The organism is Hymenobacter seoulensis (genome assembly GCF_054780535.1).
This window is the reverse complement of the sequence record NZ_BAAGWD010000001.1, coordinates 1195662-1220416: the sequence shown is the minus strand read 5'-3', so window position 1 is coordinate 1220416 and position 24755 is coordinate 1195662. Positions and strand designations below refer to the sequence as shown.

The window sequence follows — 24755 nt, the reverse complement described above, 5'->3', positions numbered from 1 at the left end:
GTTACCCGCGCAACTGGTCGAGTAGATACTGGTATACCTCCGGGCTGCTGAGCAAGGTGCCGTGGTGCAGCTGAGAGTAGATGTGCGTGGTCACGTGCAAGTCGGGCGGAGCGGCTGGGTCCTGGAACACGCGGCCCCGGGCACTGCCAGCTCCCACCAAACCGTCGCCGAAGTAGTCGTGAAGGGCCGAACTGGCCGATTTCAGCAGGGAGCCCACGAGCACATGGTACCGCACGCCCGCCAGCGGCGGAACCACCGTGCGGGGCGGAAACAAGTCGTCGGCACGCGCATGCTGCCAATCCTCATCTACCAAGCGGGCATGGCGTAAATCCTTAATGCCGTTGCTGCGCTTATCAATCAGCCCACTGATTGCGCGTGTGGGCCAGATGTTGATTTTGCGCAGAATTAGGGCCGTGAGGTGGCTGTTCTGTTCCAGAAACGAGCCATCGTTCGGTACGCCCAATAAAAACACGTCGCGCAGTAGTGGCAGCCACGGCGCGGGCTGCCCTAGTGGTTGGGGATTCTCATTAGGTAGAGGTTCTACCACACTTTCTGCGGGGTTGGGTTTGAGCTTCTGCGAGGCATAGTAACCGGCGCTCCGGATAATGAGCCCGCCCATGCTATGGCCTACCAGCACCAGTTCGCCAACCGCCTGCGGGAAAGTGTGCACCAATTCCGTCAGGAGCTGATGCAGGAGGCGGCCGTTCTCAGAAATGTGCAGGCCCGAGTTGTAGCGCACATACAAACAGCTAACGCCCAGCTCGCGCTGGAGTAGTGGGCCAAACCGGAGGTCATCAGAGCCAGCGCCGGTTTGCCAGATGATTTCGTCGCCCATCAGCCCGTGCAGGAACACTACTACTTTGCACGGCTTGCCATCGGGGCCAGGCGTGAGTCGGAGGTCCGGCACCGCCACGTCGGTTAAGTGGCGGCGGAAACTCATCCGGATAGTGCGTCGGTCGTTGCGAGCCGCTAGCTGGTCGCCGAACGCGCCATTGAGCACCGGCAGCGTAAAGTGCAGATTCTCCTGACTGACCCGGTAGAGCACGCCGGCCCCATCAAACGGAGCCCGGGCCGCCCGCCCCACCGCAGTGGCTACGCGCTTCCAGCGCGTTGGCTTGCCAGCGGAGGCAGCAGACTCAAGAGGTAGTTCGGGTTCAGTCACGGTACAAGTGGGTAGCTGCCAAAGGAATAGCGAATACAGCCAGGGAAAGGTAAAGTTTTACTAGGTAGTCGTTTCACGCGAAGTGCCGGTAGGCGCCGTTCCACCTTCTGGAGCAGGCGCTGCGGCCTTTCGCGGAAGCAAGGCCCCTAGTACTCCACCCGTCAGCAATCCGCCTACGTGGGCTGCGTTGTCAGTGGTATGATTTTCCAGGCCGCCGGCCAGACTGCCGGCCATCAGATAGAGCACAAACAGCAGCACCGTATACCGCTCTGCCCGGGTAAAGGCAATTGGCCGCCGAATCAGGGTTGTAAGCAGCAACCCGTACAGCCCAAAAATAGCTCCCGAAGCACCCACTGAGTTGATGCCCGCCGGGTGCCAGAGCAAACTAAGCAGGCTGCCGCCCACGCCACTTAACAGGTACACCAGCAGCAGCCGGCCCGAGCCCGTCAGGCGTTCCGTTAGCAGCCCCAGGAACACCAACGACGACATGTTCAGCAGCAAGTGGCCCACACCGCCATGCAGAAAGCAGCTGGTAAGCAGCCGCCAAGGCTGGTAGGGCAGCGTAAGCGGCGAGTAGTTGGAGCCCCACCGAATTAGGTCGGCGCCCGCGGGGTCTAGGGCATCGGCCCCGCTCAATACCAGCAGGCTGTACAACAGCAGGTTCAGCCACAGCAGAAGGGGCGTGACGAAGTACCCCGAACGGGGGCCGAAGATGCCGCGAATAGCCGCCCAACTCACCGAGCCCGCGCTAGGGTCCGGAGTGGCCGCAACTGCTGGCCGGCGGGTGGTGGAGGTGGGCAAATTGTCGGGTATCAGGCCGCGCCGCTGCAGCTCCTGCACTGCGGCTTGCCCAACTGCGGCCGGATATTGCGGGGCATGCTGCGCCAGATACAGCAGCTCGGCATCGGTTTTCTGGGCGAATAAGTTGGCAGGATCAGGGGCAGACATACGCAACAAGCGCTGGCAGGCACCGTGGCCCGCCAGCGCTTGTGGTGGTTCATAAACCCTGCCAGCCCCACCAACCTGACAAGGTTGCTGATGTGGTAGCCTAGATATCGGAAAGGCGGCCCTGTATCGGGACGCGCTGCCGGGGCATCCCGCGCAGCTCGTTGCCAATGTCAGTGGCCTCAAAATTAGCTTGGTTCATGTCGCGGTCCATCATAATGGTCTTGTTCTCAAACCGATACTTGAAATTATTCAGCATGGTTTTGCGCAGGACCAGACCTTGCTGCATCAACGTGAGGTTCTCTTCCATGTTGGGCGTTAGGCTCTGGTTGTAGGCTTTGGCTTGCATAAACCAGCTGATTTTCTCCAGCGCAATATCCACCTGTCCCGGAAAAACGTCTCCTACCGAGTCACTCTTGGCCTGTGCGGTAAGGTAGGCCGCCGCATTTTCGGCCAGCCAATAGCGCCGGGCCATGCGGGCGTAGCGGCCAGTAGCGGTGGTATCGGCCCGGTCAGCGGCCGAGAGTTGGCGGCGCGTGGCCGCTACCTGCGCGGCGGTTTCCGCCTCGAAGCTAGGTAGGCTTTTGGTTTGAACCGCTTCCAGCACAATGGGAGCCGTAGAGACCGGCTTAGGGGCTGTAGCTTCGGGAGTAGAAGCCGCCTGTAAGCCCCACCAGCTTAACCCAATTACCGCGACGCCCAATACACCTGCGGGCCACCAGCGGGCAGCCACCGAGCGTTCCGGCGCATCATAAATGGAAGTTGTTACAGCAATAGGGTCCGGAGTAAGGGCCGGAAGGGAGGTTCCGCGGCGACGCAGCTCACGGCTGGCCTCGGCTAATAGGGCCGGATGATACAGCGCCGGGTGTTGTACCAAATACAGCAGCTCCTCATCGGATTTCTGCAGAAAGGAATCGGGGGTAGAAGGGGCTGACATACCAGCAATAACAAAGGAATAGAGGCAGAAAATCTCACCAAATTGGTGAAAAACTGCCGGACTTCCAGCCCATTTCTACCACCTCAGCTACTAGGCCCACGTATAGCCTAAGCCGGGCCTACCCTGTCCGCATTGTTCACCTCAAGAAATCAGACTATGGATACTCCTCGCGAAGAACCCACCGATGGTCGCAACCTGCTGAACTCCACCGACTCGCAACCCGAGCAGCGCCAGCCCGAAGGCCGTCAGGCACCCGGCAGCCACGATACCGGCCTCAACGCCGACGATAACTCCGGCAGCGGCGGCACGGAAGGTGGGCAGGCCATCAGTGGTGCCCGCGTGCGCTCCGGAGCGCCCAACTACGATGCCCCCGGCAATGCCCAAGATGGCGACGTGGGTGGCAACACCACCAGCAGCGGCACCGGCGTATCGGGCGGCGAAACCGGCCAGGTAAACCTCTAACATTTCACTTCCTACCCCCCAGCAACTATGGCAACTCCCCATAATCCGTCTCAACCCACAACTCCAACTCCTACCCAACCCGCCACTACCCAGCACGAGCTGTCCAACGATACCGGCGAAGGCATCCGCGGCGGGTACGGCGACAGTGACCAAACCAACGGCCTGGAAGGTGGCAACCAGAAGCAAAGCGCCGACCAGGAAACTGAGCGCGAGCAGTCAGAAGAAGAATAAGCCCTGCTGCGTTCTATTACGGTAAGTAGTGCGCTGCCCTGCAGCGCCGCCCGGGCCTAGGTTCGGGGGCGCTGTAGGGCAGCCGCATGGTGGGGCTAGCTGTCTGAAGGGCAGGTGATTTTACCCTTTTTTGCTGCCAGCCGCCGTCCTCTAAGCCAAAACTACCGCGCCCTACGGTTGACATATTCGTATACAATAGAACATTTCCAAGCAAGCGTAAGTTAGAATACTGTTCAGTTACGGCCCCGGCCCGTTTTCTTATGTCTGCCAACTCATTTGAATTTACACCTATCACGTCACTGGAGTTGTATCAGCAGCAAGTGGCACAGGATGCAAAGCAGGAGCTGGTTGACCTGACCATAGCCATTCCGGATGTGGTGCTGGATGTGCGGTATGCCACCCAGCGCAACCTGCTAGGTAAACCATTATATCAACGAGCCTGCGCCTATCTGCGCCGCCCGGTGGCAGAGGCACTAAGCCGGGTGCAGCAGGTGCTGCAAAAGCGGGGCTTGGGATTGTGTGTGTACGATGCCTACCGCCCCTATAGCCTGGCCACCAGATTTTACGAGCAGTTGCGCAGAAAAGGCGCCGAGGAAATATCGGGTTGGCAAAGCTTTCGGCCCAACCGCGGGTGCTCCGTTGATGTGAGTCTGGTTGAGTATAGTACGGGTCGATGTGTTCCGCTTCCTACTGAGTATGAGGCTGCAACGCCAGCGGCGCATTCGCGATTCAGCAACTTACCGGCCCATATACTGCTGAATCGGTGCCTGCTGATGGCGGCCATGAAACAGCAGGGCTTTGTCAACTACCCCGGCAAGTGGTGGCGCTTCGACCACAAGTGCTGGTCGGAGTTCGACCTGATTGATTTGCCCTTCGAGGCGCTGGAACGCTAGGCAACCGCCACGCCACACCTACACGCCGCCCGAATACTTGCGGGTAGCCCATTCCACGGTCAAGAGCCCCAATAGCAGGAAAAACAGCCACTTCAGGTTAATTAGGTCTTTCAGGTCTTCCTGCTCGTAAATGACGGGCTTGTAATTGGCCTTCCGGATGTCTTGGGTGAGTTGGGCAAACTGCGAAGGGTAGTACAGGCGCTGCCCGCTGCGGCTAGCTACTTGGTAGAGCAGGTTATGGTCGGCGCGCGACTGAATAGCTTCTAGCTGCTGATCCTGTACCAATACTTCGCCCCGGTCTTGCTGCAACTGGCCCCCTAGGGTAGCGCGGGCCACATAGCGGTACACGCCCGCCGGCAAGGGCCCCAGGTGCAGCGGGGCACTGTCGTCGGTGTTCGTGAACGAGAACGTGCGCGTCTTCTGCTGCTCATCAGTGAGCGTGAGCGTGATTTGCTGGCCGAATATGCGCTCGAAGATGGCGTTGTAGGTTTCGGCCCCAAACGTTACGTCGTCCTGGGAGCTGAAAGCATCCTGCGTCGGATACACATCGAGGCGCTTTTTATTGGCGTTTTGGGTGAGCAGCTGCAGGGTACGCAGAATCAGGCGGTCGTACGCTTCCGGGCGGTCATCGTGCTCTACGGCTTCTTGCAAGCGCCACTGCCAGCTGCCATCGGTGAGCAAGGTGGCCTGGCGCTGCGCCGGTGTGCCCCCAAATACCAGCAGCGGCTTCTGGGTTTTCAGGCGGCCTACCTGCTGCCACAGGGCTGCTTCGGCGCCACCTCCCAGGCGTACATCCCCGAAAGGTACGGGCGCGGGCGGGTAAGCAGCAAAACGGCGCAGGGCATCTTCTTCAAACGAAAACCGCGTGAAAGTCCCGTTCGGAATAGGCGTTACGTCATCGGTTTGGGAGCCCCGGGGCGTTATCGTCAGGCCCGTGCCTAGGGCATTGAACGCCGGGAAGTTGGTTTGGGCGCCCAGCACGTAAAGCGCCGGCACGCGGCGGGCTTTCACCTGAGCCAGCACCTCGGCGCCTACCCCACTTTGGGCAGGCAACTGGTGCAGAATGGCTACATCAAAGTCTTGGCTTTTGAGGGGGCTGATGCCAGGTAGGTAGGTAGTAAGGTCGAAGTTGTCGTTCTGCAGAATGGCGGCGCGCAACGCTTTCAAATCGGGGTGCGGGGCCGCCCCGGCCAGCAGCACGCGCAGCTTGCCTTTCACAATGTCGAGGTAAGCAAACTTCTGGTTGTTGAGCAACGTGAACTCGCCGGGAAGCTGGCTTACTACTACTTCATAGCGCCGCTTGCCGGGCGCCGGTGCTGTAACCAGAAACGTAGTTTTCACGCGCCGTTGGCCGGCCGGCAGGTTCACGCGCTTGCTCTGCAGCACCCGTCCGTTTTCGCGCAGCACCACGGTAGCCGTAGTGCCGGCGTAGCCATCGTAGCCTAATTCGGCCTCAATTGGGAACTGGTTGCCGCTGAAAGCCACGCGGTTGTAGGTCAGCGCGGGCAAGCTTACATCTTTCTTGGGTACTGTGTCGCCAACGCCAATGGCATAAATCGGGAAACGATAGTCGGTGTACTGTGGGGCGCGACCCTGGTTTACGAGGCCATCGGAGAGCAGCACTACGCCCGCTAAGTTGCGCCCTTCATATCCTTCGCCGATGCCGGTGAGCAGCCCATCGAGGTCAGAGGCGGGGGCCTGAAACCGTAGCGAGTCTGGCCGTGGGGCCCGGCTAGTGGCCGAGAGCGTGCGAGTTTCTACCGTAAAGCCTTGGCCGCGCAGTGTTTCGGCTAGCTGCGTTAGTCCTTGCGTGGCTTGCCCCAGCACGGGTTTCGGCGTAAACAATCCCACTGACTGCGAATCATCAATGGCCAGTACTACGGTAGGCGCCTCGGTGGTAGTGGAAGTTGATTTCAGGAAGGGCGAGAGCAGCAAAAAGCACAGGAAGCTCACTACCGCAAAGCGCACAAAGGCTAGCGCGAAGTTCACGGTTCGGCTCCACGGCGACTTAGCCGAATAAAGCAGAGCCGCATAGCCCACCCCTACTAGCAGGCACAACAAGATAAACCAGGGAGAAGCAGATAGTAACAAAGGCAGAACGGTATAGCAACTGCACCAAGAACCCGGTTTCGCAGTACTAGGTTGCGCAGACAGGGAAGGCTAGGCAGCGAAGGTAGGAAGTTGTGAGGGAGGAAGCGGATATACAAAAAACTGATAGCTTCGCCGAGTTAGTAATCAGAACGCCCTAGCTGGCCTTTATCCCTTAGAAGTGATGCATAATTATTTTTACAAGGCACTGGCTGCCTTTACGCTGGCATGGGGTAGCCCAGCAGGGCATTTGGTTCAAGCACAGTCATCAAACGAACTGGTAACAGTTGCGAGCCAGCAACTGCAACGACAGGAGTATGCGGCCGCTAGCGCTACCTACCAGCAAGCCCTGAAGCTGCAGCCCGGTACCGCCCGCACCTATTATCAAGCCGCCCAAGCCGCTGCCCAAAATCAAGAGCCCAAAGTGGCGCTTCAGCTGCTAGGGCAGGCCGTTTCGAAAGGCTACTTCCGAGAGCAGGAAATACAAGCAGATGCGGCCTTCGCAGCCCTCAGCAACCAGCGCGGCTGGAAAGAAGTGCTGGCTAGTGCGCGCCGTAAACAACAACGGCACGAAGCAGGCTTTACGCAGACGCTAGTGGCACTGCTGGAGAGAATGCACTATCAGGATCAGCATTACCGCCAAATTGCCGCGGCCGCTGACCGCCAGTACGGGCCCAACTCAACAGCTGCTAAAGTGGCAATGCAGCAGCAAGATGCCCTTGACCTCCGTCTTATCCGTCAGGTAGATAGCCTTATTACACGCCATGGTTATCCGGGGAAAGCAATGGTCGGAGAGTATCAGAAAGAGGTAGCGTTCTTTGTCATTCAGCATAATCCTGATGAAAAGTATCTGCCCTTGCTGACGGCCGCCGCTGACCGTGGGGATATATCCTGGTCGGCACTTGGCCTTCTGATTGACCGAGTAAAGACGGAAAAAGGCGAAAAGCAAGTGTATGGCTCACAGCATAGAGTAACTGCTGATGGCCGAAAACAGCTGTATCCTATTGAGGACGAGCCCAACGTAAACCTGCGTCGGGCCAAAGTTGGTATGGCGCCTCTAGAACACTACTTGCAACAGTATGGTATCGTCTACCAAGTTCCTAGCCCTACACACAACCCAAACCCACCGGAGTTGTATCTGTCGCCACAGACTACTGAAGAGCATCAGTCGCCGGTAGAGTTGATTGGCGGCTACGACGCGCTGGTTGCTCAACTAAAGTACCCTGTCCAGGCGAGAAAAAGCAAAGTTTCCGGCGAAGTGGTCCTGCAAATGGTCATTGATCCACAAGGAATTCCGCGAAACGTGCTGGTAGTGAAAGGCATCGGGTCCGGCTGCGACGAAGAAGCGCAACGCGTCATGCGCATAGCCCGCTTTACCAATACGGCCGGCGAAGACCACGAAATTCGGATGAGCTTGCCCTTTTCGTTTGAAAAAGCTGCCGCAGGCGCGGGCAAATAAGTTGCCTTATTGCACCGTCACGAGTTCCTCACTTTCCAGCATCCGGACCGGCGAAATAACCTTTTCACCTAAGGGCATGTGCTTGCCGTAGCGTTCCTGCAATTTGGCTTGCACGGCGGGGTGGCTCAGGTCGAACTCGCGCAGCGTCTGGAGCTTCCCGATTTCGCGGCCAGTGGCTTGCTGGTACATCTTCCAGAGTAGCTCCGAGCAGTAGATTCGGTCATCTGACCATCCGAAGTACAGGTCGTAGTTCTTGCCGCGGTATTGCTCGCCGGCGGCTTGCAGGCGTTTTAGGACGGCGGGCGTAAGTACAGTTGCAGCGTCGCGGAGGCGCTTTACCACAAACTTACCCCCTAGACCGCGCGCTGTCCAGGCTTCCAGTGAGGTTTCACTTACGGGCTGCACGGCTTCAAACACGCGCCACTCGCCGTTCTTCTGAAACAGAATGCCGCAATGGCTGTACGGTGAGTTCGTGGCGAGTTGAATGGCCTTGCTTTGGGCCGATTGTGAGGTCTGGAAAATAAGGTCGCCGTTGTGGAGCTTTCCGGCAATGCCACTTACTGCCGCCTGTGCCGTTTGCCGCTGCTGGTACCGTGTCACATACCGTTGCAGACGCGGATACGCTACTAGTGAAACGGCGAGCAGCAGAAAAATAGCTAACAGATAGCGACGCATATAACTACAGGATTGGAAACATAAAAGAACGTCCTGCTGAGTGCAGTCGAAGCATCTTTACCTCTGGCTAACTTCTTTGATTAGCTCCGGTAGAGATGCTTCGGCTGCGCTCAGCAGAACGTTCTATTGTATCATAGTAGGCCAGCCTCGGCACTAGCCTAGGTCAGCATGCCGCCATCCACCTGCAGTACTTGGCCAGTGATGTAGGCTGAGTTTTCGGAGGCGAGGAAGGCAGTGGCTTTGGCTACGTCGTCGGGGGTGCCGCCGCGCTTGAGCGGAATGGCTTTGCGCCACTCGTCTACCTGCTTCGGGTCGAGGGCATCGGTCATTTCGGTTTCGATGAAGCCCGGTGCAATAGCGTTGCAGCGAATGTTGCGCGAGCCCAGCTCTAGGGCCACCGACTTCGTGAAGCCGATAATGCCCGATTTGGAAGCGGCGTAGTTGGTTTGGCCGGCGTTGCCTTTGATGCCTACCACCGACGTCATGTTGATAATGCTGCCCGCTTTGGCGCGCATCATGGGCTTGGTAGCGGCCTTAGTCAGGTTAAACACCGACTTCAGGTTCACGGCAATTACCTGGTCCCACTGCTGCTCGCTCATGCGCATCAGCAAGCCATCCTGCGTGATACCGGCGTTGTTTACTAGGATGTCGAGCTTGCCGAACTCCGCTACTACATCATCCACCAGCTTTTCCGCTTCGGCATAGATGGAAGCATCGGAGCGGAAGCCTTTTACCTTGGTGCCGTGGGCGGCCAGCTCCTGTTCCAGCTGCTGGCCTTTCTCCACGCTGGAGAGGTAGGTGAAGGCTACCTGAGCGCCCTGTTGGGCGAAATACACCGCAATGGCGCGGCCGATTCCTTTGGAAGCACCCGTAATGAGGGCCACTTTTCCGTCGAGCAGTTTCGTCATGAAGGCGAAGGTAGTAAGAAAGGGCACTCTCACTAGCCCTCTGGCGGGCGCAAACCCAAACTTGTTGGCGCGGTGCTAGGCCATATAGAGGAGCTATACCGCCAACCGTTTCTGGCTCGTATCTTCGTCGCGTCTATGCCCGACATTGCAATCTGTATTCTGGGTGCCGGCCCCGGCGGGGCCACGGCCGCCCTGCACCTGGCTAACGCCGGCCACTCTTGCCTGCTCCTCGACCGCGCTACCTTTCCCCGCGACAAAGTGTGTGGCGATGCCCTGAGCGGGAAAGTTATCAGTGAGCTGCGCCGCATTGGCGAAGAGCTGCCGGACCGCCTGGCCGCCGAACCCATTCAGCTCCCAAGCTGGGGAATCGACTTTTACGCTCCCAACGGTAGCCGCCTGGCTGTGCCCTTCAAACCAAAGTACAACCCCGCCTCTGACCGCTCCGCCGGCCACATCAGCAAGCGCCTGCACTTCGATAATTTCCTGATTGAAGAAGTGCGCCGCCGGCCCGAAATCGACTTCCGCGAAAACACCGACGTAGCCCGCCACGAGCAGTTGCCCGATGGCCGGTGGCGCCTACTAGGCCCTGATGGCGAGGAAATCGTGACGACTAGGTTGCTTTTAGTGGCCAACGGGGCTCAATCCAGCTTTGCTCGCCTTATTGGCGGCCACGAACTGGAGCCGGCCCACCACTGCGCCGGCCTGCGCGCCTACTACCGCGGCGTAACCGGGCTGCACCCTGATAATTTCATTGAGCTGCACTTCATCAAAGACTTTCTGCCGGGTTACCTCTGGGTGTTTCCGCTGCCCAACGGCGAGGCCAACGTGGGCGTGGGCATGCTCACGGAAGCCGTATCCAAAAAGAAAGTGAAGCTGCGGGAGCGGCTGGAGGAATTGCTACACACGCATCCGGCCCTGAAAGACCGGTTTGCTACTGCTGAGCGCCTAGGACCGGTGCGGGGTTTCGGGTTGCCGCTGGGCTCCCGTCGCCGTTCGTTATCGGGTGCGGGCTACTTGCTACTGGGTGACGCCGGCTCCCTTATCGACCCGTTTTCAGGAGAAGGAATCAGCCACGCCATGGTATCGGGCCGCCACGCCGCTGACTGGGCTGGCCGCGCTCTTACAGCACAGAACTTCACTCCCGAGTTTCTGAAAGGATATGATGGCGCTGTATACAACCGTTTGTGGCAGGAACTGCGCCTAAGCCGGGCCATGCAACGCCTACTCAGCTACCCATGGCTGTTCAATTTCGTGGCCAACCGCGCCGCCAACAACCCCACCCTGGCCGAAACCATCAGCAACATGTTTCTCGACCTGGATTTGCGCGAGCGGCTCCGGCAGCCCAGCTTCTACGTAAAGCTGCTTCTGGGTCGCTAAGGCGATGTAGCTGCCCCATATACTAGGTGCAGTTTGCTTCCAAACCGCTAGCCCCCGATTAAGCTCTAACTCCCGGTAGGGGTTTGGGCTTGATCGGGGGCTAGTACAATGAAGCAGAGCCTGTTTGCGGCGGTGCTCGTTACTTACCTGTGTACCGGCGCAGGCTTTTTTCGGCCTCAGGGTTCAATTGGGTGGCTTTCTCCAGGTCGGCTTTGGCTTCGTCGGGCTTGTTAATGGAGGCGTAGCTGATGCCGCGGTACTCGTACGCATCGGCATACGCGGGGTCGAGGGCTACGGCCTTGGTGAAATCGGGTATAGCTCCCTTAAAGTTGAAAAGCTGCATTTTGGCGGCGCCCCGGCCGAAATAGGCCTCCTTGTCCTCGGGGTTGTACTTGATAGCCTTGCCAAAATCGACGATGGCGGCGTTGTATTCTTTCAGCTTCAGGCGGTTAAGCCCCCGGTTGTAGTAGGCTTCAGGGCTAGTAGGTTTCAGGCGCAACGCTAGGTTATAGTCCGTTACGGCTTCCTTATATTCCTTTAAGTGGCTTTTGGCTTTTGCCCGGGCTAGTAGAGCATCAAAATCGCGCGGCTTGGCTTTAAGGGTGGCATCCGCCGTCCGGATTTCCGCCCGGTAGTCGGCGTTTGACTTACGGGCCGCTGGCTCAACGGGCGTGGGTAGGGTAGGGGTTTCCGTACCAGTTGGCACAATATCGGGGCTAGTAGCCCGGGCTATAGAATCGGCGGCGCGGGCTACAGCTGTTTCGCGGGCGCTATTCAGGCTAGAGGACGTAGGCCGTTCCACTTCGGTTGTGCTGCGGGCACAATCAGTAAGCAAGAAGAGGGCAGCACCGGCTAAAGCGGAAAGTATGGGTGTTCTCATGTAAAGCAAAGAGAGGAAAATGTGGCGGTACTTTTTACGCCAAATCAGGCAATGGCTCTTGTACGGGCAAGTTCTGGCAACGGCTGAGTGCGAAGCCATAATTTTGTCGGGGCCAGATGAGAAGCCAAGTGCGGGCACGGTGGCAGAGTAGCGCGGCCTGCCTATCTTTGCCCGCCCGCCGGTTAGCCCGATGCTGCCAGCGGCCCCTTCCTTCTTAACCTTCAACCGAACACAACATGGCATTGCAATACGACCTGGTCGTTATCGGCAGCGGCCCCGGCGGCTACGTAGCCGCCATCCGGGCTTCGCAGCTAGGCTTGAAAGTAGGCGTAGTAGAGCGTGAGTCGCTCGGTGGCATCTGCCTCAACTGGGGCTGTATTCCTACCAAAGCCCTGCTCAAAAGCGCCCAGGTATTTGAATACCTTAACCATGCCGCCGACTACGGTCTGAAGGCTGATGGTATTGGCTACGATTTTGGTGCCGTAATCCAGCGCAGCCGCGGCGTGGCCGATGGCATGAGCAAGGGCATCAACTTCCTGTTCAAAAAGAATAAAATCGATACCATTATGGGCACCGGCAAGCTGCTGGCGGCCGGTAAGATAGAGGTAACGAAAGCCGACGGTGGTAAAGAAACCGTTGAAGCTAAGTCCATCATTCTGGCCACTGGCGCCCGCTCGCGTGAGCTGCCGGCGTTGCCCATTGATGGCAAAAAAATCATCGGCTACCGTCAGGCCATGGTGCTGCCGGAGTTGCCGAAGCGTTTGGTGGTAGTAGGTTCTGGCGCCATTGGCGTTGAGTTTGCCTACTTCTACCGCACCATGGGCTCCGAGGTAACGGTAGTGGAATATCTGCCCCGCATTGTGCCCGTAGAGGACGAAGAAATATCGCGCCAGATGGAGAAATCCTTCAAGAAAATTGGCGTAAATGTGCTGACTAGCGCAGAAGTAACCAAAGTGGATACCACCGGCGCAGGCTGCAACGTAACCGTTAAAACGGCCAAAGGCGACCAGCAAATTGAATGTGACGTGGTGCTCTCGGCAGCGGGTGTGGTGACCAACCTCGAAAACCTCGGCCTCGAAGAGCTCGGCATCAAAGTAGAGAAAGGCCGCATCATCGTCGACGACTTCTACCAGACCAACGTGCCCGGCATCTATGCCATCGGCGACATTGTGCCCGGTCCCGCACTGGCGCACGTAGCCTCCGCCGAAGGCATTATTTGCGTTGAGAAAATTGCAGGCCACCACCCCGAGCCGCTCAACTACCAGAATATTCCCGGCTGCACCTACGCTTCGCCGGAAATTGCCTCGGTAGGCCTCACCGAAGCCGAAGCCAAAAAACAGGGCTACGATGTGCTGGTAGGTAAATTCCCCTTCTCGGCCTCCGGCAAAGCCTCCGCTGGCGGCGTAAAGGATGGCTTCGTTAAGGTTATCTTCGACAAGAAGTACGGCGAGTGGCTAGGTGCCCACATGATTGGCGCCAACGTAACGGAAATGATTGCCGAAGTGGTGGTAGCCCGCAAGCTGGAAACTACCGGCCACGAAATCATTAAGTCAGTGCACCCACACCCCACCATGTCGGAAGCCATTATGGAAGCCGCTGCCGCCGCGTACGGCGAGGTGATTCACCTGTAGGAAAACAGAAGTACATAGGTTTAAAAGCCCTTGACCACAGCTGTGGTCAAGGGCTTTTTGTATGTTTGGTGCTTACCTCGGCTTCGTTTTATGCCCCGACTCCCTTCTTACACGGTTCTGTTTATCTTAGGCACCCTAGGCTTCGCACTTTATACAGGCGCATCTTTTTGGGCCTTTAGTCACTTTGGTACTTTACCAGCGTGGTTTGCTTCCTTTCTAGGGGTAGCAAGATTGATTGGATTTGGCTTGGTAGTGCTTTCACCTTTCCTGATGCTACTCAAATTCTTCCGCCAGCAGGACAGTAAATAGAAGTGGCCTTTCTGATACAAAAAAGCAGAGCCTTAACTAGCATATAGTTGAGGCTCTGCTTTTTCATTAGTAGGCTGTGTCTCAGAATTCAAGACTGCTCTGTCGGCCTGGCGGCGCATCACAGGGGCAAGGCGTCTGCCTCGCATTGTTGGGTTAGCACTGCAACATCAACCCGCGAGATCCTGCCACAAGTTTACGCTAGACCAAGCATGCCGCCAGGAGAATCAAAAGCCTGGTCTTGGGGCTTATTGCGCCTGGTACTTGCCTTTGATGAAGTCCAGCATTTCGCGGCCGTGGTCTTCAGTTTTGGTGGCTTCCATTTTCCAGAGGGCCTCTACCAGCAGCAGCAGCAATTCCGTTTCCTTTTCTGGGTCCGCATAGTCAAGCTTCTGAAATGCCTGCCGCAGCAGAGAAGGTACAGGTTTCATGAACCGCTCATGTTGCTGTCGGGCCATTTCTGAGTCGGCCAAGCGGTATTGGAGCTTCCAGAAGTGCGGCTCCGCCTGTACTAGCTTAAAGGGAAGCTCAATTACACTATGGATGAAGGCCAACGGGTCCTGCTCTGCCAGTCCGCCCCGGTTATCCTCAATTATGCGCTTGTATCCATTGCGGATTACAAACTCCAGGAGTTGGTCTTTTGAGCCGAAGTGCTTGAAAATTAGTGCTTCTGAAACTCCAGCAGCTTTAGCTATCAGCTGCGTAGAGGTGTTCTCAAAGCCTTTATCCCCAAATAGCTGCAATGCTACTTCTGCAATGTGCTGTTTGCGGTTCGTCATGTCCAGACAAGTTCAATTTAACGGCCTAGGCCTAGTAGTACGCCTTCTTATTCGCAGAAGAAACACTGCAAGATCGGGTTCAGTGAGCGAATACACGCTATTTTTTACAAATTCCTTGCTGCCCACTGTTCACGGGCAGGGCCTCCTAAAACAGAAGCCGGCCGATTTGGGAGTACCAAATCGGCCGGCTACGTGGGATTCAAAAACCGGCATGCAACAGTACCGGGGGTAAGGTCGCGTAGTTTTTGAAGGGTTCCGAATGAGGGTGGGAATACATTCGGGTAAACAGGGCGTGGGAATTGTCTTTCAGATAACTAGTGGGAGTCGTTATCTGATAGCGAGAGCAAACTTACACAAGGATTTTATAAAACAGTAAGTATTGCCTCACTTTTCTTTGTAAGTAATCACTCACCAATGATGTAACTGCGTGCAATGGCTTGATTTATAGTGAGTCGCTTAATTGTTCAAAATTTTGGCATTGTATACAGTTGAGTAAAAAATATTTAGAAAACGTTGGCTAGTGGCAGTGAAATGCCTTCTTGAGGAAGGCTATCGGGCTTTAAACAACCCACTCTTCTCCCGCAAACGCTGCACCTTCTCTTGAATTTCCTCTAGGCCTAGGTTATGTACGCTGCCCAAGTGAGTGGTGTGGAATTCCTTGTGGGGCACGTAGCTGCCATCCTCCACAGCTAGGCCTACCTGCTTATAGGCGGTGCGAAAGGGGGTACCGCTTTGGATGAGCTGGTTAATGTTTTCCACCGTGAACACGGCGTCGTACTTCTCCTGGTTCAGCAGGTTAGGCTTAATCTTGAGTTGAGGCAGGGCAAACAGCACGATGTCGAGGATGTCCAGAAACTGGGTCATGGGCTCAAAGAGGAGCTCCTTCAGAATCTGGAAGTCGCGGTGGTAGCCGCTGGGCAGGTTGCTGGTGGCTAGCATGAGCGTGTTAGGCAGGGCCTGCAGGGCGTTGCAGCGCCCCCGAATAAGCTCAAACACATCGGGGTTCTTTTTGTGGGGCATGATACTGGAGCCGGTAGTAAACTCCTTGGGCAGCTCCACAAAGGCCATGTCCTGTGAGTTGTACATCACCAGGTCGTAGGCCATTTTGGCGAGGGTAGCGGCCATTCCAGCCAACGCAAACGCTACCGTTTTTTCCGTTTTGCCGCGCAGCATTTGGGCGCCCACGCTGCTTACGGCCAGGTTGCCAAAACCCATTTCCTGAGTCGTCATCTGGCGGTCGATAGGGAAGCTGCTGCCAAAGCCGGCGCCCGAGCCGAGCGGATTTTGATCGGCTACGGTGTGGGCCGCTTCAAACAGGGCTAGGTCCAGCAGTAGGTGCTCGGCATAGGCAGAAAACCACAGCCCAAAGGAGCTGGGCATAGCCGCCTGGAAGTGCGTGTAGCCGGGCATCAGGTCTTCTTTATGCGTCTCGGCTTTCTGCAGGAGCACCTGCACCAGCTCCAGCGTTTTGGCGGCGGCACGCTCCGTATAGTCCTTCAGAAACAGCTGGATAGCCGTCAGCACCTGGTCGTTGCGGGAGCGAGCAGTGTGGATTTTCTTACCCGCGTCGCCGAACTTCTCCGTCAGGTAGTACTCGATTTTGGAGTGCACATCCTCGAAGTCTTCCTCAATGGTGAAGGTACCGTCCTCGAGTTGCGCGGTCAGCTCTGAGAGGCCCTGCTGGAGCTGCTGGTTTTCCTCCTCCGAAAGCAATCCGGCCTTCGCCAGCATGTTGGCTTGGGCCTTAGAAGCCTGCACGTCGAACTGCGCCAAATACATATCCAGCTCCCGGTCGCGGCCTACAGTGAACTGTTCAATCTTCTTATCGACAGCAATGCCTTTATTCCAGATTTTCATGCGTTTGATGTTAAGCTAAAGTCTAGTTCCTCTCCTCAAATGAGGAGGGGCTAGGGGTGGTTGAACTGGCCTAGAATGGTTTTTAGAGCTAGTAAACTAGAAGTAGTTAATCGTTCATCGATTGTCAACTACCCCTAACCCCTCCTCATCTGAGGAGGGGAACTAGACATTGGAATCCTACAACTCCAGCCCGTCGAGCAAAGCTACGTAGCCTTGTACGCCTGCCCGGATTTCACTGAGCAGGATGTACTCATCGGGTGTGTGGGAGCGGGCCGAGTCGCCAGGACCAATCTTCACCGTTGTGAAGGGCATCATCGATTGGTCGGACAAGGTAACTGAACCAAACGTGCGGCGGCCCAGCGCTAGGCTTCTTTGCACGAGAGGGTGACTTAGGTCAATGCGGGAAGAGTTGAGGTGGGTGGAGCGCGGCGTAACCTCAGAGGTAACGTGCTGGCGCACTAGCTCCACTACTTCCGAGTTGGAGTAGCACTCGTTAGTACGCACATCTACTACGAAGGTGCAACGGTCAGGCACCACGTTGTGCTGGGAGCCGGCCTGAATCTGGGTTACAGTCATCTTCACGGGGCCCAGCAGCGGCGAGACATCCGGGAAGCGGAATTGCTCGAACCACCGGATGTCAGCCACGGCTTTGTAGAGGGCATTTTCGCCTTCCTCACGGGCGGCGTGGCCAGTGCGGCCGTGCGCTACGCAGTCGAGCACTACGAGGCCTTTTTCAGCCACCGCTAGATCCATTTGAGTGGGTTCACCCACAATGCCCAGGTCAATGTGACCTAGCTGGGGTAGCACGCTCCGGATACCATTCACGCCAGAAACTTCCTCCTCCGCTGTAATGGCGCAGATCAAGTTGTAGGCCAGGTCGGTGCGCTCATGGAAATACAGGAATGTAGCCAGCAGGCTCACCGCCGAAGCGCCGGCGTCGTTGCTGCCTAGGCCTATTAGCTTGTCGCCTTCCACTTCGGCACCCAGCGGGTCGTAAGTCCAGGTGTTGCCGGCCTTCACGGTGTCGTGGTGGGAGTTAAGCAGAATGGTGGGTTTGGCGGCATCAAAGTGCTTCGATACGGCCCAGACGTTGTTTTTATCGCGCCGCGGGTGGGCTCCGTGGAAGGTCAGAAACCGAAAGATTAGCTCCGCGGTCTGGTCTTCTTCCCGCGAGAGTGAGGGCGTCTGAATTAGCTCCTGCAGCAGCTCAATGGCATCCTCAGTCAGCTGCTCGATTAGCTCCGGCATAGTACAGTTTTCACGGGTTCGTTGATTTTGAGCGCGTTTTCAATCACCACGCGCTCTACCCCGGCTTCCAGCGCGGCAAAGGCATTATCCAGCTTGGGTACCATACCGGCGGCAATAATGCCCTCGGCTTTCAGCTGCTGGTACTGCGCCGGCACAATCTGCGGAATCACCGACTGCTCATCGTTGATGTCGGACAGTACACCGTCCTTCTCGAAGCAGAAGTGCAGTTCCACCTCGTAGGCCACTGCCAGGGCGCGGGCCAGGGTGCTGGCAATGGTGTCGGCGTTGGTGTTGAGCAACTGGCCTAGGCCATCGTGCGTGATGGCGCAGAACACGGGCGTGATGCCCGCTTGCAGCAACTGGCCTAGCAGCGTGGTGTTGATGCTGCCTTCGGGTAAGTCTCCTACAAAACCGTAGTCTATATCCTTTACCGGGCGCTTCACGGCCCGGATGGCGTTGCCATCGGCGCCGGACAGGCCTAGCGCATTCACGCCGGCCGCCTGCAGCAGCGCCACTACTTGCTTGTTGGTTTTGCCGGCGTAGAACATGGTCACAATGTCCAGGGTAGCGGCATCAGTGATGCGGCGGCCTTGTACCATTTGAGGTTCGATGCCCAAGTTCAGCAGCATCTGGCTGGCGCCTTTACCGCCCCCGTGCACCAGAATTTTTCGGCCGGGTAAGCGGGCCAGCTCCGTCAGGAAGTGGCCTAGCTGCGCTTCATCGTCGATGATGCCGCCGCCAATCTTAAAAATTTTTAGGCCTTCTCGCATGGTTTTCGGAAGAGGTAAAATGCGGCTTAGTAGGGCACGCAGCGCCAAAACGGACTTTCTGTTCGGCTACTATCTACCCAATGAATACATTAGGCAGCAACTATTTTTGCCCGCGGGCCGACAAAGTTTCCGAAAAAAAACATCTAGTTTTGCAACGATTTAGCGGTCCTATTCATTTTAAACCGCAGAAACACTTCCCTCGCCTTACGGCAGTCTTCATGATTCGTCTCTCTTCTATTGCGCTTCTGCGACGGCCCAATTTGGTCGTGCGAACAATGCCAGCTTAAGCGCTGGCATGCAATATCTCGTCTGGGTTTTTAGCACGTTAAAAACCGACGAAAGGGCCCACAACCTAAGCGCCCTACTGAAGAAAGTTTCTACGAACAACGAATTGACACGAGTGTAAGCCCTAGTGCGCCTTCCCCCGCCGATTTTTGCTTAACTGTTCCGCTTCGGCGGGTTGGTAAACCGGCTCCCTTTGCTTTTCTGGGCTCTTTTCGTCGCCAGCCGCCTCGCTGGTGGCAGCGCAGCGGCATAGCCGCACTCAGCGCTTCTAGCTCCTCCCTTACCGTCTTTCCGAGTCTGTTGCCGTATACCAAGGCAACCAACTGAGCTTCGACCATGATTTTACGAGTCGCCAATGCTGCCGACGCGCAGTATGTGGAAACCCTCTGTCAATGGTACGCCGAATCCGCCAAATCGCGCGGGGTCGGTATTGCCAAGCGCGACCCTAACTATCTGATTAAGAAGATGGATAAGGGCGACGCCATCATTGCTTTTATTGACGAGCAGCTGGCGGGTTTCTGCTACATCGAGACCTTCGAGGACAATAAGTTCGTGGTCAACTCGGGCTTGATTGTGAATACCGAACTGCGGAAAGAGGGCCTAGGCCGCGCCATCAAGCACCGCGTGTTTGAGCTCTCCCGCACGAAGTATCCGGAGGCCAAGATCTTCGGTATCACGACCAGTGCGGCCGTGATGAAGATCAACAATGAGCTGGGCTACCGCCCGGTTACCTTCCCCGAACTAACCCAGAGCGACGATTTCTGGAAGGGCTGCTCTAGCTGCAAAAACTATGGCATCCTGATGGAAAACGAGCGCAAAATGTGCCTGTGCACCGGCATGGTCTACGACAAGCTCGACGACCAATATAGCCAGCGCGTGCAGGAGACGATTGAGATTCTAACACCCCAAGGCCAATAATGAAAAAGGTAGTTTTAGCCTACAGCGGCGGCTTGGACACGTCCTACTGCGTTGTATATCTGACCCGCGAGCTGGGTCTGGAAGTTCACACCGTCATCGTCAACTCCGGTGGCTTTTCTGAGGAAGAGCTGGCCGCCATCGAGAAGCGAGCCTACGAGCTGGGCTCCTCGAAGCACGAGGTAATCGACGTGACCCAGCGTTTCTACCAGGACTGCCTGCGCTACCTCATTTTTGGCAACATCCTCAAGAACGACACCTACCCGCTGAGTGTCAGCGCGGAGCGGATGTTCCAGTCGCTGGCCCTGGCGGAGTACGCCCGGGAGCACAAGGCCGACTACATTGCCCACGGCAGCACCGGCGCCGGCAACGACCAAGTGCGTTTCGACGTGGCTTTCTCGGTTATCGCGCCCAACACGGAAATCATCACGCCCATCCGCGACCTGAAACTGTCGCGCCAAGCCGAGATTGACTTCCTGAACCAGCACGGCTTCGAGATGAGCTGGGAGAAAGCCAAATACTCCATCAACAAGGGTATTTGGGGCACCAGCGTGGGCGGCGTAGAGACGCTGACTTCCGACAAAGCACTGCCTGAGTCGGCTTACCCGACGCAGATCAGCGTCACCGAGCCTACTAGCGTTGAAATCACCTTCGAGAAAGGCGAGCCGGTGGCGTTGAATGGCAAGTCGATGAACCCTGTAGAGTTGATTCAAGAGCTCAACGACCTGGGTGGCCGCTACGCCATTGGCCGTGACACCCACGTAGGCGACACCATTCTGGGTATCAAAGGCCGTGTAGGCTTCGAGGCTCCCGCGCCGCTGATCTTGCTGAAGGCTCACCATTTGCTGGAGAAGCACACTTCCAGCCGCTGGCAGCTGCTGCACAAGGATTACATCGCCAACTGGTATGGCACGCTGCTGCACGAGGCCCAGTACCTCGACCCCGTAATGCGCGACATGGAGGCGTTCCTCACGTCGTCGCAGGAGCGGGTATCGGGCAAGGTGTTCGTGACTCTGAAGCCATATCAGTTCGAGCTGCAAGGCATTGAGTCGAAATATGATATGATGCGCTCCAAAGTGGCTACCTACGGCGAGGAAAACGACGCTTGGGATGGCCGCGACGCCAAGGGCTTCATCAAAATCTTCAGCAACCAGCTGCGGATTCATAGCTCGTTTAACGATGAAAATTAAGGTTGGCATCGTAGGCGGCGCCGGCTACACCGCGGGTGAGCTTGTCCGTATTCTACTGCACCACGAGTACGCAGAGCTAGGAGCCATCGTGAGTTCCTCTAACGCCGGCAACCCCGTTTACCAAGTTCACGACGACTTGGTGGGTGAAACGGACCTAGTGTTTGCCTCGGAGCTGGCCGGTGACGAAGACGTGGTATTCCTGTGCCTAGGCCACGGTAACTCCAAGGCATGGCTCGAGAAACATGAACTGCCCGAAACGACCCACATCATCGACCTCAGCAACGACTTCCGTTTGGAAGCTGACGCGGAATTTGAAGGCCGGGAGTTTGTGTACGGGTTGCCGGAGCTGAACCGAAGCCGCATCCAGCAGGCCCAGAGCATTGCCAACCCTGGTTGCTTTGCTACGGCCATCCAGCTGGCCTTGCTGCCGCTGGCGCAGGCGGGCAAGCTGACCGACGATGTGCACGTGTCGGCCATTACGGGCAGCACGGGTGCGGGCCAGAGCTTGTCGGAGACGGTGCACTTTTCGTGGCGCACCAACAACGTGTCCATCTACAAGCCCTTCACGCACCAGCACCTCGGCGAAATCGGGGAGAGCCTGGCGCAGCTGCAGCCACAGCTGGACAGCGCGATGCACTTCATCCCGTACCGTGGCAACTTCTCACGGGGCATTTTCGCCAGCGTTTATACGCCGTCGGATTTGACCCAGGAGGAAGCGCGGGAGCTGTACCAGAAATTCTATGCTGATGCACCGTTCACCACGGTATCGGACAAGGAAATTCACTTGAAGCAGGTAGTAAACACCAATAAGTGTCTGCTGCACGTGCAGAAATTCGGCAAGCAGCTGCTCATCACCTCGGTTATCGACAACCTGGTGAAAGGCGCCTCGGGCCAAGCTATCCAGAACATGAACCTGCTCTTCGGTTTGCCCGAAACGACAGGACTTCACCTCAAATCGGTGCTTTTCTAATGGAGCTTTTCAATGTATATCCGCTCGTCAACATCACGCCGGTAAAGGCGTTAGGAGCGAAACTTTGGGACGACAAAGGTCAGGAATACCTGGATTTCTACGGCGGTCATGCAGTTATCTCCATTGGCCACAGCCACCCGCACTACGTGCAGCGCCTCACGGAGCAGCTGCAGAATATCGGTTTCTACTCCAACTCGGTGCAGATTCCGATTCAGGCGCAGCTGGCTCACAAGCTAGGCCAGGTGTCGGGCTACGAGGACTACTCACTGTTCCTGTGCAACTCCGGCGCTGAAGCCAACGAAAATGCGCTGAAGCTAGCGTCCTTCCACACCGGCAAAAAGCGTGTGCTCGCCTTCAAAGGAGCTTTTCACGGTCGTACATCAGGGGCAGTAGCTGCTACCGATAACCCTAAAATTGTAGCGCCCTTCAACGCCGACCACGCTATTTCCTTTGTGGAGTATGACCTGGCGGCGGTGGAGCAAGTGCTGCAAGGCGGCGACGTATGCGCCGCCATCATCGAGCCCATCCAGGGTGTGGGCGGCATCATTATGCCATCCGATGAATTCCTGACTGGCCTAGCGGCGCTGTGCAAGCAGTACGGTGCCCTGCTGATTGCCGACGAGGTGCAGAGCGGCTACGGCCGCAGCGGCAAGTTCTTTGCGCACCAGCACGCCGGCATCCGCCCCGATGTCATTTCGGTAGCGAAAGGTATGGGCAATGGCTTCCCCATCGGCGGCATCCTGATTGCGCCGGAGCTAAAGGCGTCTTATGGATTGCTAGGCACCACCTTCGGTGGTAACCACTTGGCTTGCGCTGCGGCTCTAGCAGTGCTAGAGGTTATTGAGCAGGAAGAATTGCTAAACCACGCCACCGAACTAGGCCACTATCTCCGCTCGGAGCTAGAAGCCAATGCCGGTGCCGAGGAAATCCGCGGCCGCGGCCTGATGGTGGGCATCAAATACGACTTCCCTATTAAGGATGTACGCGACAAGTTGCTGACCGAGCATCACATCTTCGTAGGCAATGCCTCCGACCCCACGGTGCTCCGTCTGCTCCCCCCGCTCAACATCACCAAGGGCGAAGTTGACCGGTTCCTGCAGGCGCTGTACACACTTATTCCGGCCGAGGTGAAAAAGTAAGCAACTTGTGGCCTAACTTGCAGCCCCAATGAGTAGCACGATGAGGTTTACGAGCCAAGCTCCCCTTCTGATTAGCTGCACGCTGCCATTGGCCACAATTGCGCAGCAACCGGCTGGTTCTTTCCATGAAAGAACGGCCTCTCACTTTTTCTTTCAGCAGTCGTGCCCACCAAACTTCCCGATGCCTGACATCTGGGAACGGCAGGGCGCGGGACCGATTGATATACCTTCTCTCGCTCCCGTTTGGCTTAAGTCCTCGTTCGGCTGGAATAGACCTCTGTTGTTTGGTTCTGTTCCAGCCGAAATTGTATCCGGGCGGTTCCGAAAGCTGGCTGAGACAACGCCACATCCCCGCAAACCACCCCGCATAAGGGGCGCTGAATCGTTGCATTCCCTTACCACGACAAGGTTCCAATCAGCGTTGGTTGGAATGATGGGCATACCTGCCGCTTTCCCCATCTCAACGAGCAAGGAAGCTGCGTGCCTGACTACTGCAGAAAATCAACAACAGAGTAAACCTATTTTCGCATAACAGAGTGGAAAACGCTAAATCGGTAAAACTCATTCTCGAAGACGGCACCGAAATCGAGGGTACTTCTTTCGGCGCATTTACTTCCGCCGCGGGCGAGGTAGTGTTTAGCACGGCCATGACCGGCTACCCCGAAAACCTGACGGATCCGTCCTTCGCCGGCCAGATTCTGGTGCTGACCTACCCCATGGTGGGCAACTATGGTGTGCCCGGCGAGGAACTATACGAGTCGATTTCCAAGATCTTCGAGTCGGATAAGATTCACATTGCCGGCCTGGTGGTGAACTACTACTCCGAGGAGCACAGCCACTGGAATGCCGCCAAGAGCCTGGGCGACTGGCTCAAGGAGTACAACATCCCCGGCATCTTCGGCGTGGATACCCGTATGCTCACCAAAATCCTGCGGGAAAAAGGCGCTATGCTGGGTAAGATTGTGGCCGAGGAAGATGTGCCCCTGCACGACCCCAACCAGGACAACCTAGTAGCCCAGGTGAGCCCCACCGAGGTAAAGCACTATGGCCACGGCCAGCACAAAATCGTGCTTGTCGACTGCGGTACCAAGACCAACATCATCCGCTGCTTCCTGCAACGCGACGTGGAACTGATCCGCGTGCCCTGGGACTACGACTTCACGAAGCTCGACTACGACGGTCTGTTCCTCAGCAACGGCCCCGGCGACCCAAAAATGTGCACTGCTACTATCCAGCACCTGCAAACCGCGCTAGGCCAGGACAAGCCCATCTTCGGTATCTGCCTGGGTTCTCAGCTCATGGGCCTAGCAGCCGGCGGCGACACGTTCAAACTGAAGTATGGCCACCGCAGCCACAACCAGCCGGTGCTGCTTTCTGGCACCAAGCGTAGTTACATCACCAGCCAAAACCACGGCTTTGCGGTAGATACCGACACGCTACCCGCCGAGTGGGAAATGCTATTCGAAAACCTCAACGACGGCACCTGCGAAGGCATCAAGCATAAGACCAAGCCGTTCTTCTCCACCCAGTTTCACCCCGAAGCCGCTGGCGGCCCCGAGGATACGGAGTATCTGTTCGATGACTTCCTGAAGGCCGTGGCTGAGCACAAAGCCGCCAAGTAGACTGGCCTAGAATAACCCGACTCCCC

23 protein-coding genes are annotated in these 24755 nt (G+C 56.9%); 12 read left to right on the top strand and 11 right to left on the bottom strand.

Features of this window, described 5'->3' with window-relative positions:
• Nucleotide 1 precedes the first annotated feature (1 nt).
• From ACYVHC_RS05235 to ACYVHC_RS05225, 3 genes are all read right to left on the bottom strand, one after another.
• The gene (locus tag ACYVHC_RS05235; protein ID WP_460612609.1) at nt 2-1162 is read right to left on the bottom strand and encodes an esterase/lipase family protein; all 1161 of its coding nucleotides are present in this window, start codon (nt 1160-1162) and stop codon (nt 2-4) included.
• A gap of 60 nt (nt 1163-1222) precedes the next feature.
• Nucleotides 1223-2110: a rhomboid family intramembrane serine protease gene (locus tag ACYVHC_RS05230; protein WP_460612608.1), complete on the bottom strand. Its 888-nt coding sequence runs from the start codon at nt 2108-2110 to the stop codon at nt 1223-1225.
• 100 nt (nt 2111-2210) lie between these two features.
• The gene (locus ACYVHC_RS05225) at nt 2211-3044 is read right to left on the bottom strand and encodes a hypothetical protein (protein WP_460612607.1); all 834 of its coding nucleotides are present in this window, start codon (nt 3042-3044) and stop codon (nt 2211-2213) included.
• Between the two features lie 156 nt (nt 3045-3200).
• Between ACYVHC_RS05225 and ACYVHC_RS05220 the strand changes: the two genes are divergently transcribed.
• From ACYVHC_RS05220 to ACYVHC_RS05210, 3 genes are all read left to right on the top strand, one after another.
• A complete protein-coding gene (locus ACYVHC_RS05220) occupies nt 3201-3506 on the top strand; it encodes a hypothetical protein (protein ID WP_460612606.1) in 306 nt (101 codons plus the stop codon).
• 27 nt (nt 3507-3533) lie between these two features.
• Nucleotides 3534-3737 carry a hypothetical protein gene (locus tag ACYVHC_RS05215; protein ID WP_460612605.1) on the top strand — a complete coding sequence of 68 codons (204 nt, stop codon included), beginning with the start codon at nt 3534-3536 and terminating at the stop codon, nt 3735-3737.
• Nucleotides 3738-3997: 260 nt separating this feature from the next.
• Nucleotides 3998-4630 carry a M15 family metallopeptidase gene (locus ACYVHC_RS05210; RefSeq protein ID WP_460612604.1) on the top strand — a complete coding sequence of 211 codons (633 nt, stop codon included), beginning with the start codon at nt 3998-4000 and terminating at the stop codon, nt 4628-4630.
• A gap of 18 nt (nt 4631-4648) precedes the next feature.
• On the opposite strand, the gene ACYVHC_RS05205 is transcribed toward ACYVHC_RS05210, so the two are convergent.
• On the bottom strand, nt 4649-6721 hold the full coding sequence (locus tag ACYVHC_RS05205; RefSeq protein ID WP_460612603.1) for a VWA domain-containing protein: 2073 nt from the start codon (nt 6719-6721) through the stop codon (nt 4649-4651).
• Between the two features lie 181 nt (nt 6722-6902).
• On the opposite strand from ACYVHC_RS05205, the gene ACYVHC_RS05200 reads away from it, so the two are divergent.
• Entirely contained in the window at nt 6903-8177 is a 1275-nt protein-coding gene (locus ACYVHC_RS05200) for a TonB family protein (protein WP_460612602.1), read from the top strand.
• A 6-nt stretch (nt 8178-8183) separates the two neighbouring features.
• On the opposite strand, the gene ACYVHC_RS05195 is transcribed toward ACYVHC_RS05200, so the two are convergent.
• Both ACYVHC_RS05195 and fabG read right to left on the bottom strand, forming a co-directional pair.
• Nucleotides 8184-8852, bottom strand: a complete 669-nt coding sequence (locus tag ACYVHC_RS05195) for a C40 family peptidase (protein WP_460612601.1) — start codon at nt 8850-8852, stop codon at nt 8184-8186.
• A 158-nt stretch (nt 8853-9010) separates the two neighbouring features.
• Complete coding sequence (gene fabG, locus ACYVHC_RS05190; RefSeq protein WP_460612600.1) at nt 9011-9760, bottom strand: beta-ketoacyl-ACP reductase; 750 nt, start codon at nt 9758-9760, stop codon at nt 9011-9013.
• Nucleotides 9761-9895: 135 nt separating this feature from the next.
• On the opposite strand from fabG, the gene ACYVHC_RS05185 reads away from it, so the two are divergent.
• Nucleotides 9896-11137: an NAD(P)/FAD-dependent oxidoreductase gene (locus ACYVHC_RS05185; RefSeq protein ID WP_460612599.1), complete on the top strand. Its 1242-nt coding sequence runs from the start codon at nt 9896-9898 to the stop codon at nt 11135-11137.
• 139 nt (nt 11138-11276) lie between these two features.
• Here ACYVHC_RS05185 and ACYVHC_RS05180 read toward each other — a convergent pair whose 3' ends face one another.
• Nucleotides 11277-12017, bottom strand: a complete 741-nt coding sequence (locus ACYVHC_RS05180) for a tetratricopeptide repeat protein (protein ID WP_460612598.1) — start codon at nt 12015-12017, stop codon at nt 11277-11279.
• A gap of 236 nt (nt 12018-12253) precedes the next feature.
• Here ACYVHC_RS05180 and lpdA point away from each other — a divergent pair, with 236 nt between their 5' ends.
• Nucleotides 12254-13648, top strand: coding sequence for a dihydrolipoyl dehydrogenase (gene lpdA / locus ACYVHC_RS05175; RefSeq protein WP_460612597.1), 1395 nt, complete (start codon nt 12254-12256; stop codon nt 13646-13648).
• 90 nt (nt 13649-13738) lie between these two features.
• Complete coding sequence (locus ACYVHC_RS05170; protein ID WP_460612596.1) at nt 13739-13957, top strand: hypothetical protein; 219 nt, start codon at nt 13739-13741, stop codon at nt 13955-13957.
• A 245-nt stretch (nt 13958-14202) separates the two neighbouring features.
• On the opposite strand, the gene ACYVHC_RS05165 is transcribed toward ACYVHC_RS05170, so the two are convergent.
• From ACYVHC_RS05165 to argB, 4 genes are all read right to left on the bottom strand, one after another.
• Entirely contained in the window at nt 14203-14733 is a 531-nt protein-coding gene (locus tag ACYVHC_RS05165; protein WP_460612595.1) for a TetR/AcrR family transcriptional regulator, read from the bottom strand.
• Between the two features lie 549 nt (nt 14734-15282).
• Nucleotides 15283-16590: an argininosuccinate lyase gene (gene argH, locus ACYVHC_RS05160; RefSeq protein WP_460612594.1), complete on the bottom strand. Its 1308-nt coding sequence runs from the start codon at nt 16588-16590 to the stop codon at nt 15283-15285.
• 177 nt (nt 16591-16767) lie between these two features.
• The gene (locus ACYVHC_RS05155) at nt 16768-17838 is read right to left on the bottom strand and encodes a M20 family metallo-hydrolase (RefSeq protein ID WP_460612593.1); all 1071 of its coding nucleotides are present in this window, start codon (nt 17836-17838) and stop codon (nt 16768-16770) included.
• Nucleotides 17826-18608 (bottom strand): acetylglutamate kinase, encoded by a 783-nt coding sequence (gene argB / locus ACYVHC_RS05150; protein ID WP_460612592.1) that lies wholly within the window; start codon nt 18606-18608, stop codon nt 17826-17828. Before argB ends, ACYVHC_RS05155 begins: the two co-directional genes overlap by 13 nt.
• Nucleotides 18609-19229: 621 nt before the next feature.
• On the opposite strand from argB, the gene ACYVHC_RS05145 reads away from it, so the two are divergent.
• The 5 genes from ACYVHC_RS05145 to carA all read left to right on the top strand — a co-directional run bounded on the left by ACYVHC_RS05145 (nt 19230) and on the right by carA (nt 24729).
• Entirely contained in the window at nt 19230-19811 is a 582-nt protein-coding gene (locus ACYVHC_RS05145; protein ID WP_460612591.1) for a GNAT family N-acetyltransferase, read from the top strand.
• Nucleotides 19808-20998 (top strand): argininosuccinate synthase, encoded by a 1191-nt coding sequence (gene argG, locus ACYVHC_RS05140; RefSeq protein ID WP_460613133.1) that lies wholly within the window; start codon nt 19808-19810, stop codon nt 20996-20998. The genes ACYVHC_RS05145 and argG overlap by 4 nt, the downstream gene beginning before the upstream one ends.
• Entirely contained in the window at nt 20988-21968 is a 981-nt protein-coding gene (gene argC, locus ACYVHC_RS05135; protein ID WP_460612590.1) for an N-acetyl-gamma-glutamyl-phosphate reductase, read from the top strand. Before argG ends, argC begins: the two co-directional genes overlap by 11 nt.
• Nucleotides 21968-23107, top strand: a complete 1140-nt coding sequence (locus ACYVHC_RS05130; protein ID WP_460612589.1) for an aspartate aminotransferase family protein — start codon at nt 21968-21970, stop codon at nt 23105-23107. The genes argC and ACYVHC_RS05130 overlap by 1 nt, the downstream gene beginning before the upstream one ends.
• Nucleotides 23108-23643: 536 nt before the next feature.
• Nucleotides 23644-24729, top strand: coding sequence for a carbamoyl-phosphate synthase small subunit (carA, locus tag ACYVHC_RS05125; protein WP_460612588.1), 1086 nt, complete (start codon nt 23644-23646; stop codon nt 24727-24729).
• The last annotated feature ends 26 nt before the right edge of the window (nt 24730-24755 follow it).

Coding starts and splice junctions, on each gene's coding strand:
- ACYVHC_RS05200 (WP_460612602.1), top strand. CDS start 6,903: ATGCATAATTATTTTTACAAGGCACTGGCTGCCTTTACGCTGGCATGG.
- ACYVHC_RS05210 (WP_460612604.1), top strand. CDS start 3,998: ATGTCTGCCAACTCATTTGAATTTACACCTATCACGTCACTGGAGTTG.
- ACYVHC_RS05215 (WP_460612605.1), top strand. CDS start 3,534: ATGGCAACTCCCCATAATCCGTCTCAACCCACAACTCCAACTCCTACC.
- ACYVHC_RS05130 (WP_460612589.1), top strand. CDS start 21,968: ATGGAGCTTTTCAATGTATATCCGCTCGTCAACATCACGCCGGTAAAG.
- ACYVHC_RS05170 (WP_460612596.1), top strand. CDS start 13,739: ATGCCCCGACTCCCTTCTTACACGGTTCTGTTTATCTTAGGCACCCTA.
- fabG (WP_460612600.1), bottom strand. CDS start 9,760: ATGACGAAACTGCTCGACGGAAAAGTGGCCCTCATTACGGGTGCTTCC.
- argH (WP_460612594.1), bottom strand. CDS start 16,590: ATGAAAATCTGGAATAAAGGCATTGCTGTCGATAAGAAGATTGAACAG.
- ACYVHC_RS05225 (WP_460612607.1), bottom strand. CDS start 3,044: ATGTCAGCCCCTTCTACCCCCGATTCCTTTCTGCAGAAATCCGATGAG.
- ACYVHC_RS05165 (WP_460612595.1), bottom strand. CDS start 14,733: ATGACGAACCGCAAACAGCACATTGCAGAAGTAGCATTGCAGCTATTT.
- lpdA (WP_460612597.1), top strand. CDS start 12,254: ATGGCATTGCAATACGACCTGGTCGTTATCGGCAGCGGCCCCGGCGGC.
- argC (WP_460612590.1), top strand. CDS start 20,988: ATGAAAATTAAGGTTGGCATCGTAGGCGGCGCCGGCTACACCGCGGGT.
- ACYVHC_RS05180 (WP_460612598.1), bottom strand. CDS start 12,017: ATGAGAACACCCATACTTTCCGCTTTAGCCGGTGCTGCCCTCTTCTTG.
- ACYVHC_RS05195 (WP_460612601.1), bottom strand. CDS start 8,852: ATGCGTCGCTATCTGTTAGCTATTTTTCTGCTGCTCGCCGTTTCACTA.
- ACYVHC_RS05230 (WP_460612608.1), bottom strand. CDS start 2,110: ATGTCTGCCCCTGATCCTGCCAACTTATTCGCCCAGAAAACCGATGCC.
- ACYVHC_RS05220 (WP_460612606.1), top strand. CDS start 3,201: ATGGATACTCCTCGCGAAGAACCCACCGATGGTCGCAACCTGCTGAAC.
- ACYVHC_RS05185 (WP_460612599.1), top strand. CDS start 9,896: ATGCCCGACATTGCAATCTGTATTCTGGGTGCCGGCCCCGGCGGGGCC.
- ACYVHC_RS05155 (WP_460612593.1), bottom strand. CDS start 17,838: ATGCCGGAGCTAATCGAGCAGCTGACTGAGGATGCCATTGAGCTGCTG.
- ACYVHC_RS05145 (WP_460612591.1), top strand. CDS start 19,230: ATGATTTTACGAGTCGCCAATGCTGCCGACGCGCAGTATGTGGAAACC.
- argB (WP_460612592.1), bottom strand. CDS start 18,608: ATGCGAGAAGGCCTAAAAATTTTTAAGATTGGCGGCGGCATCATCGAC.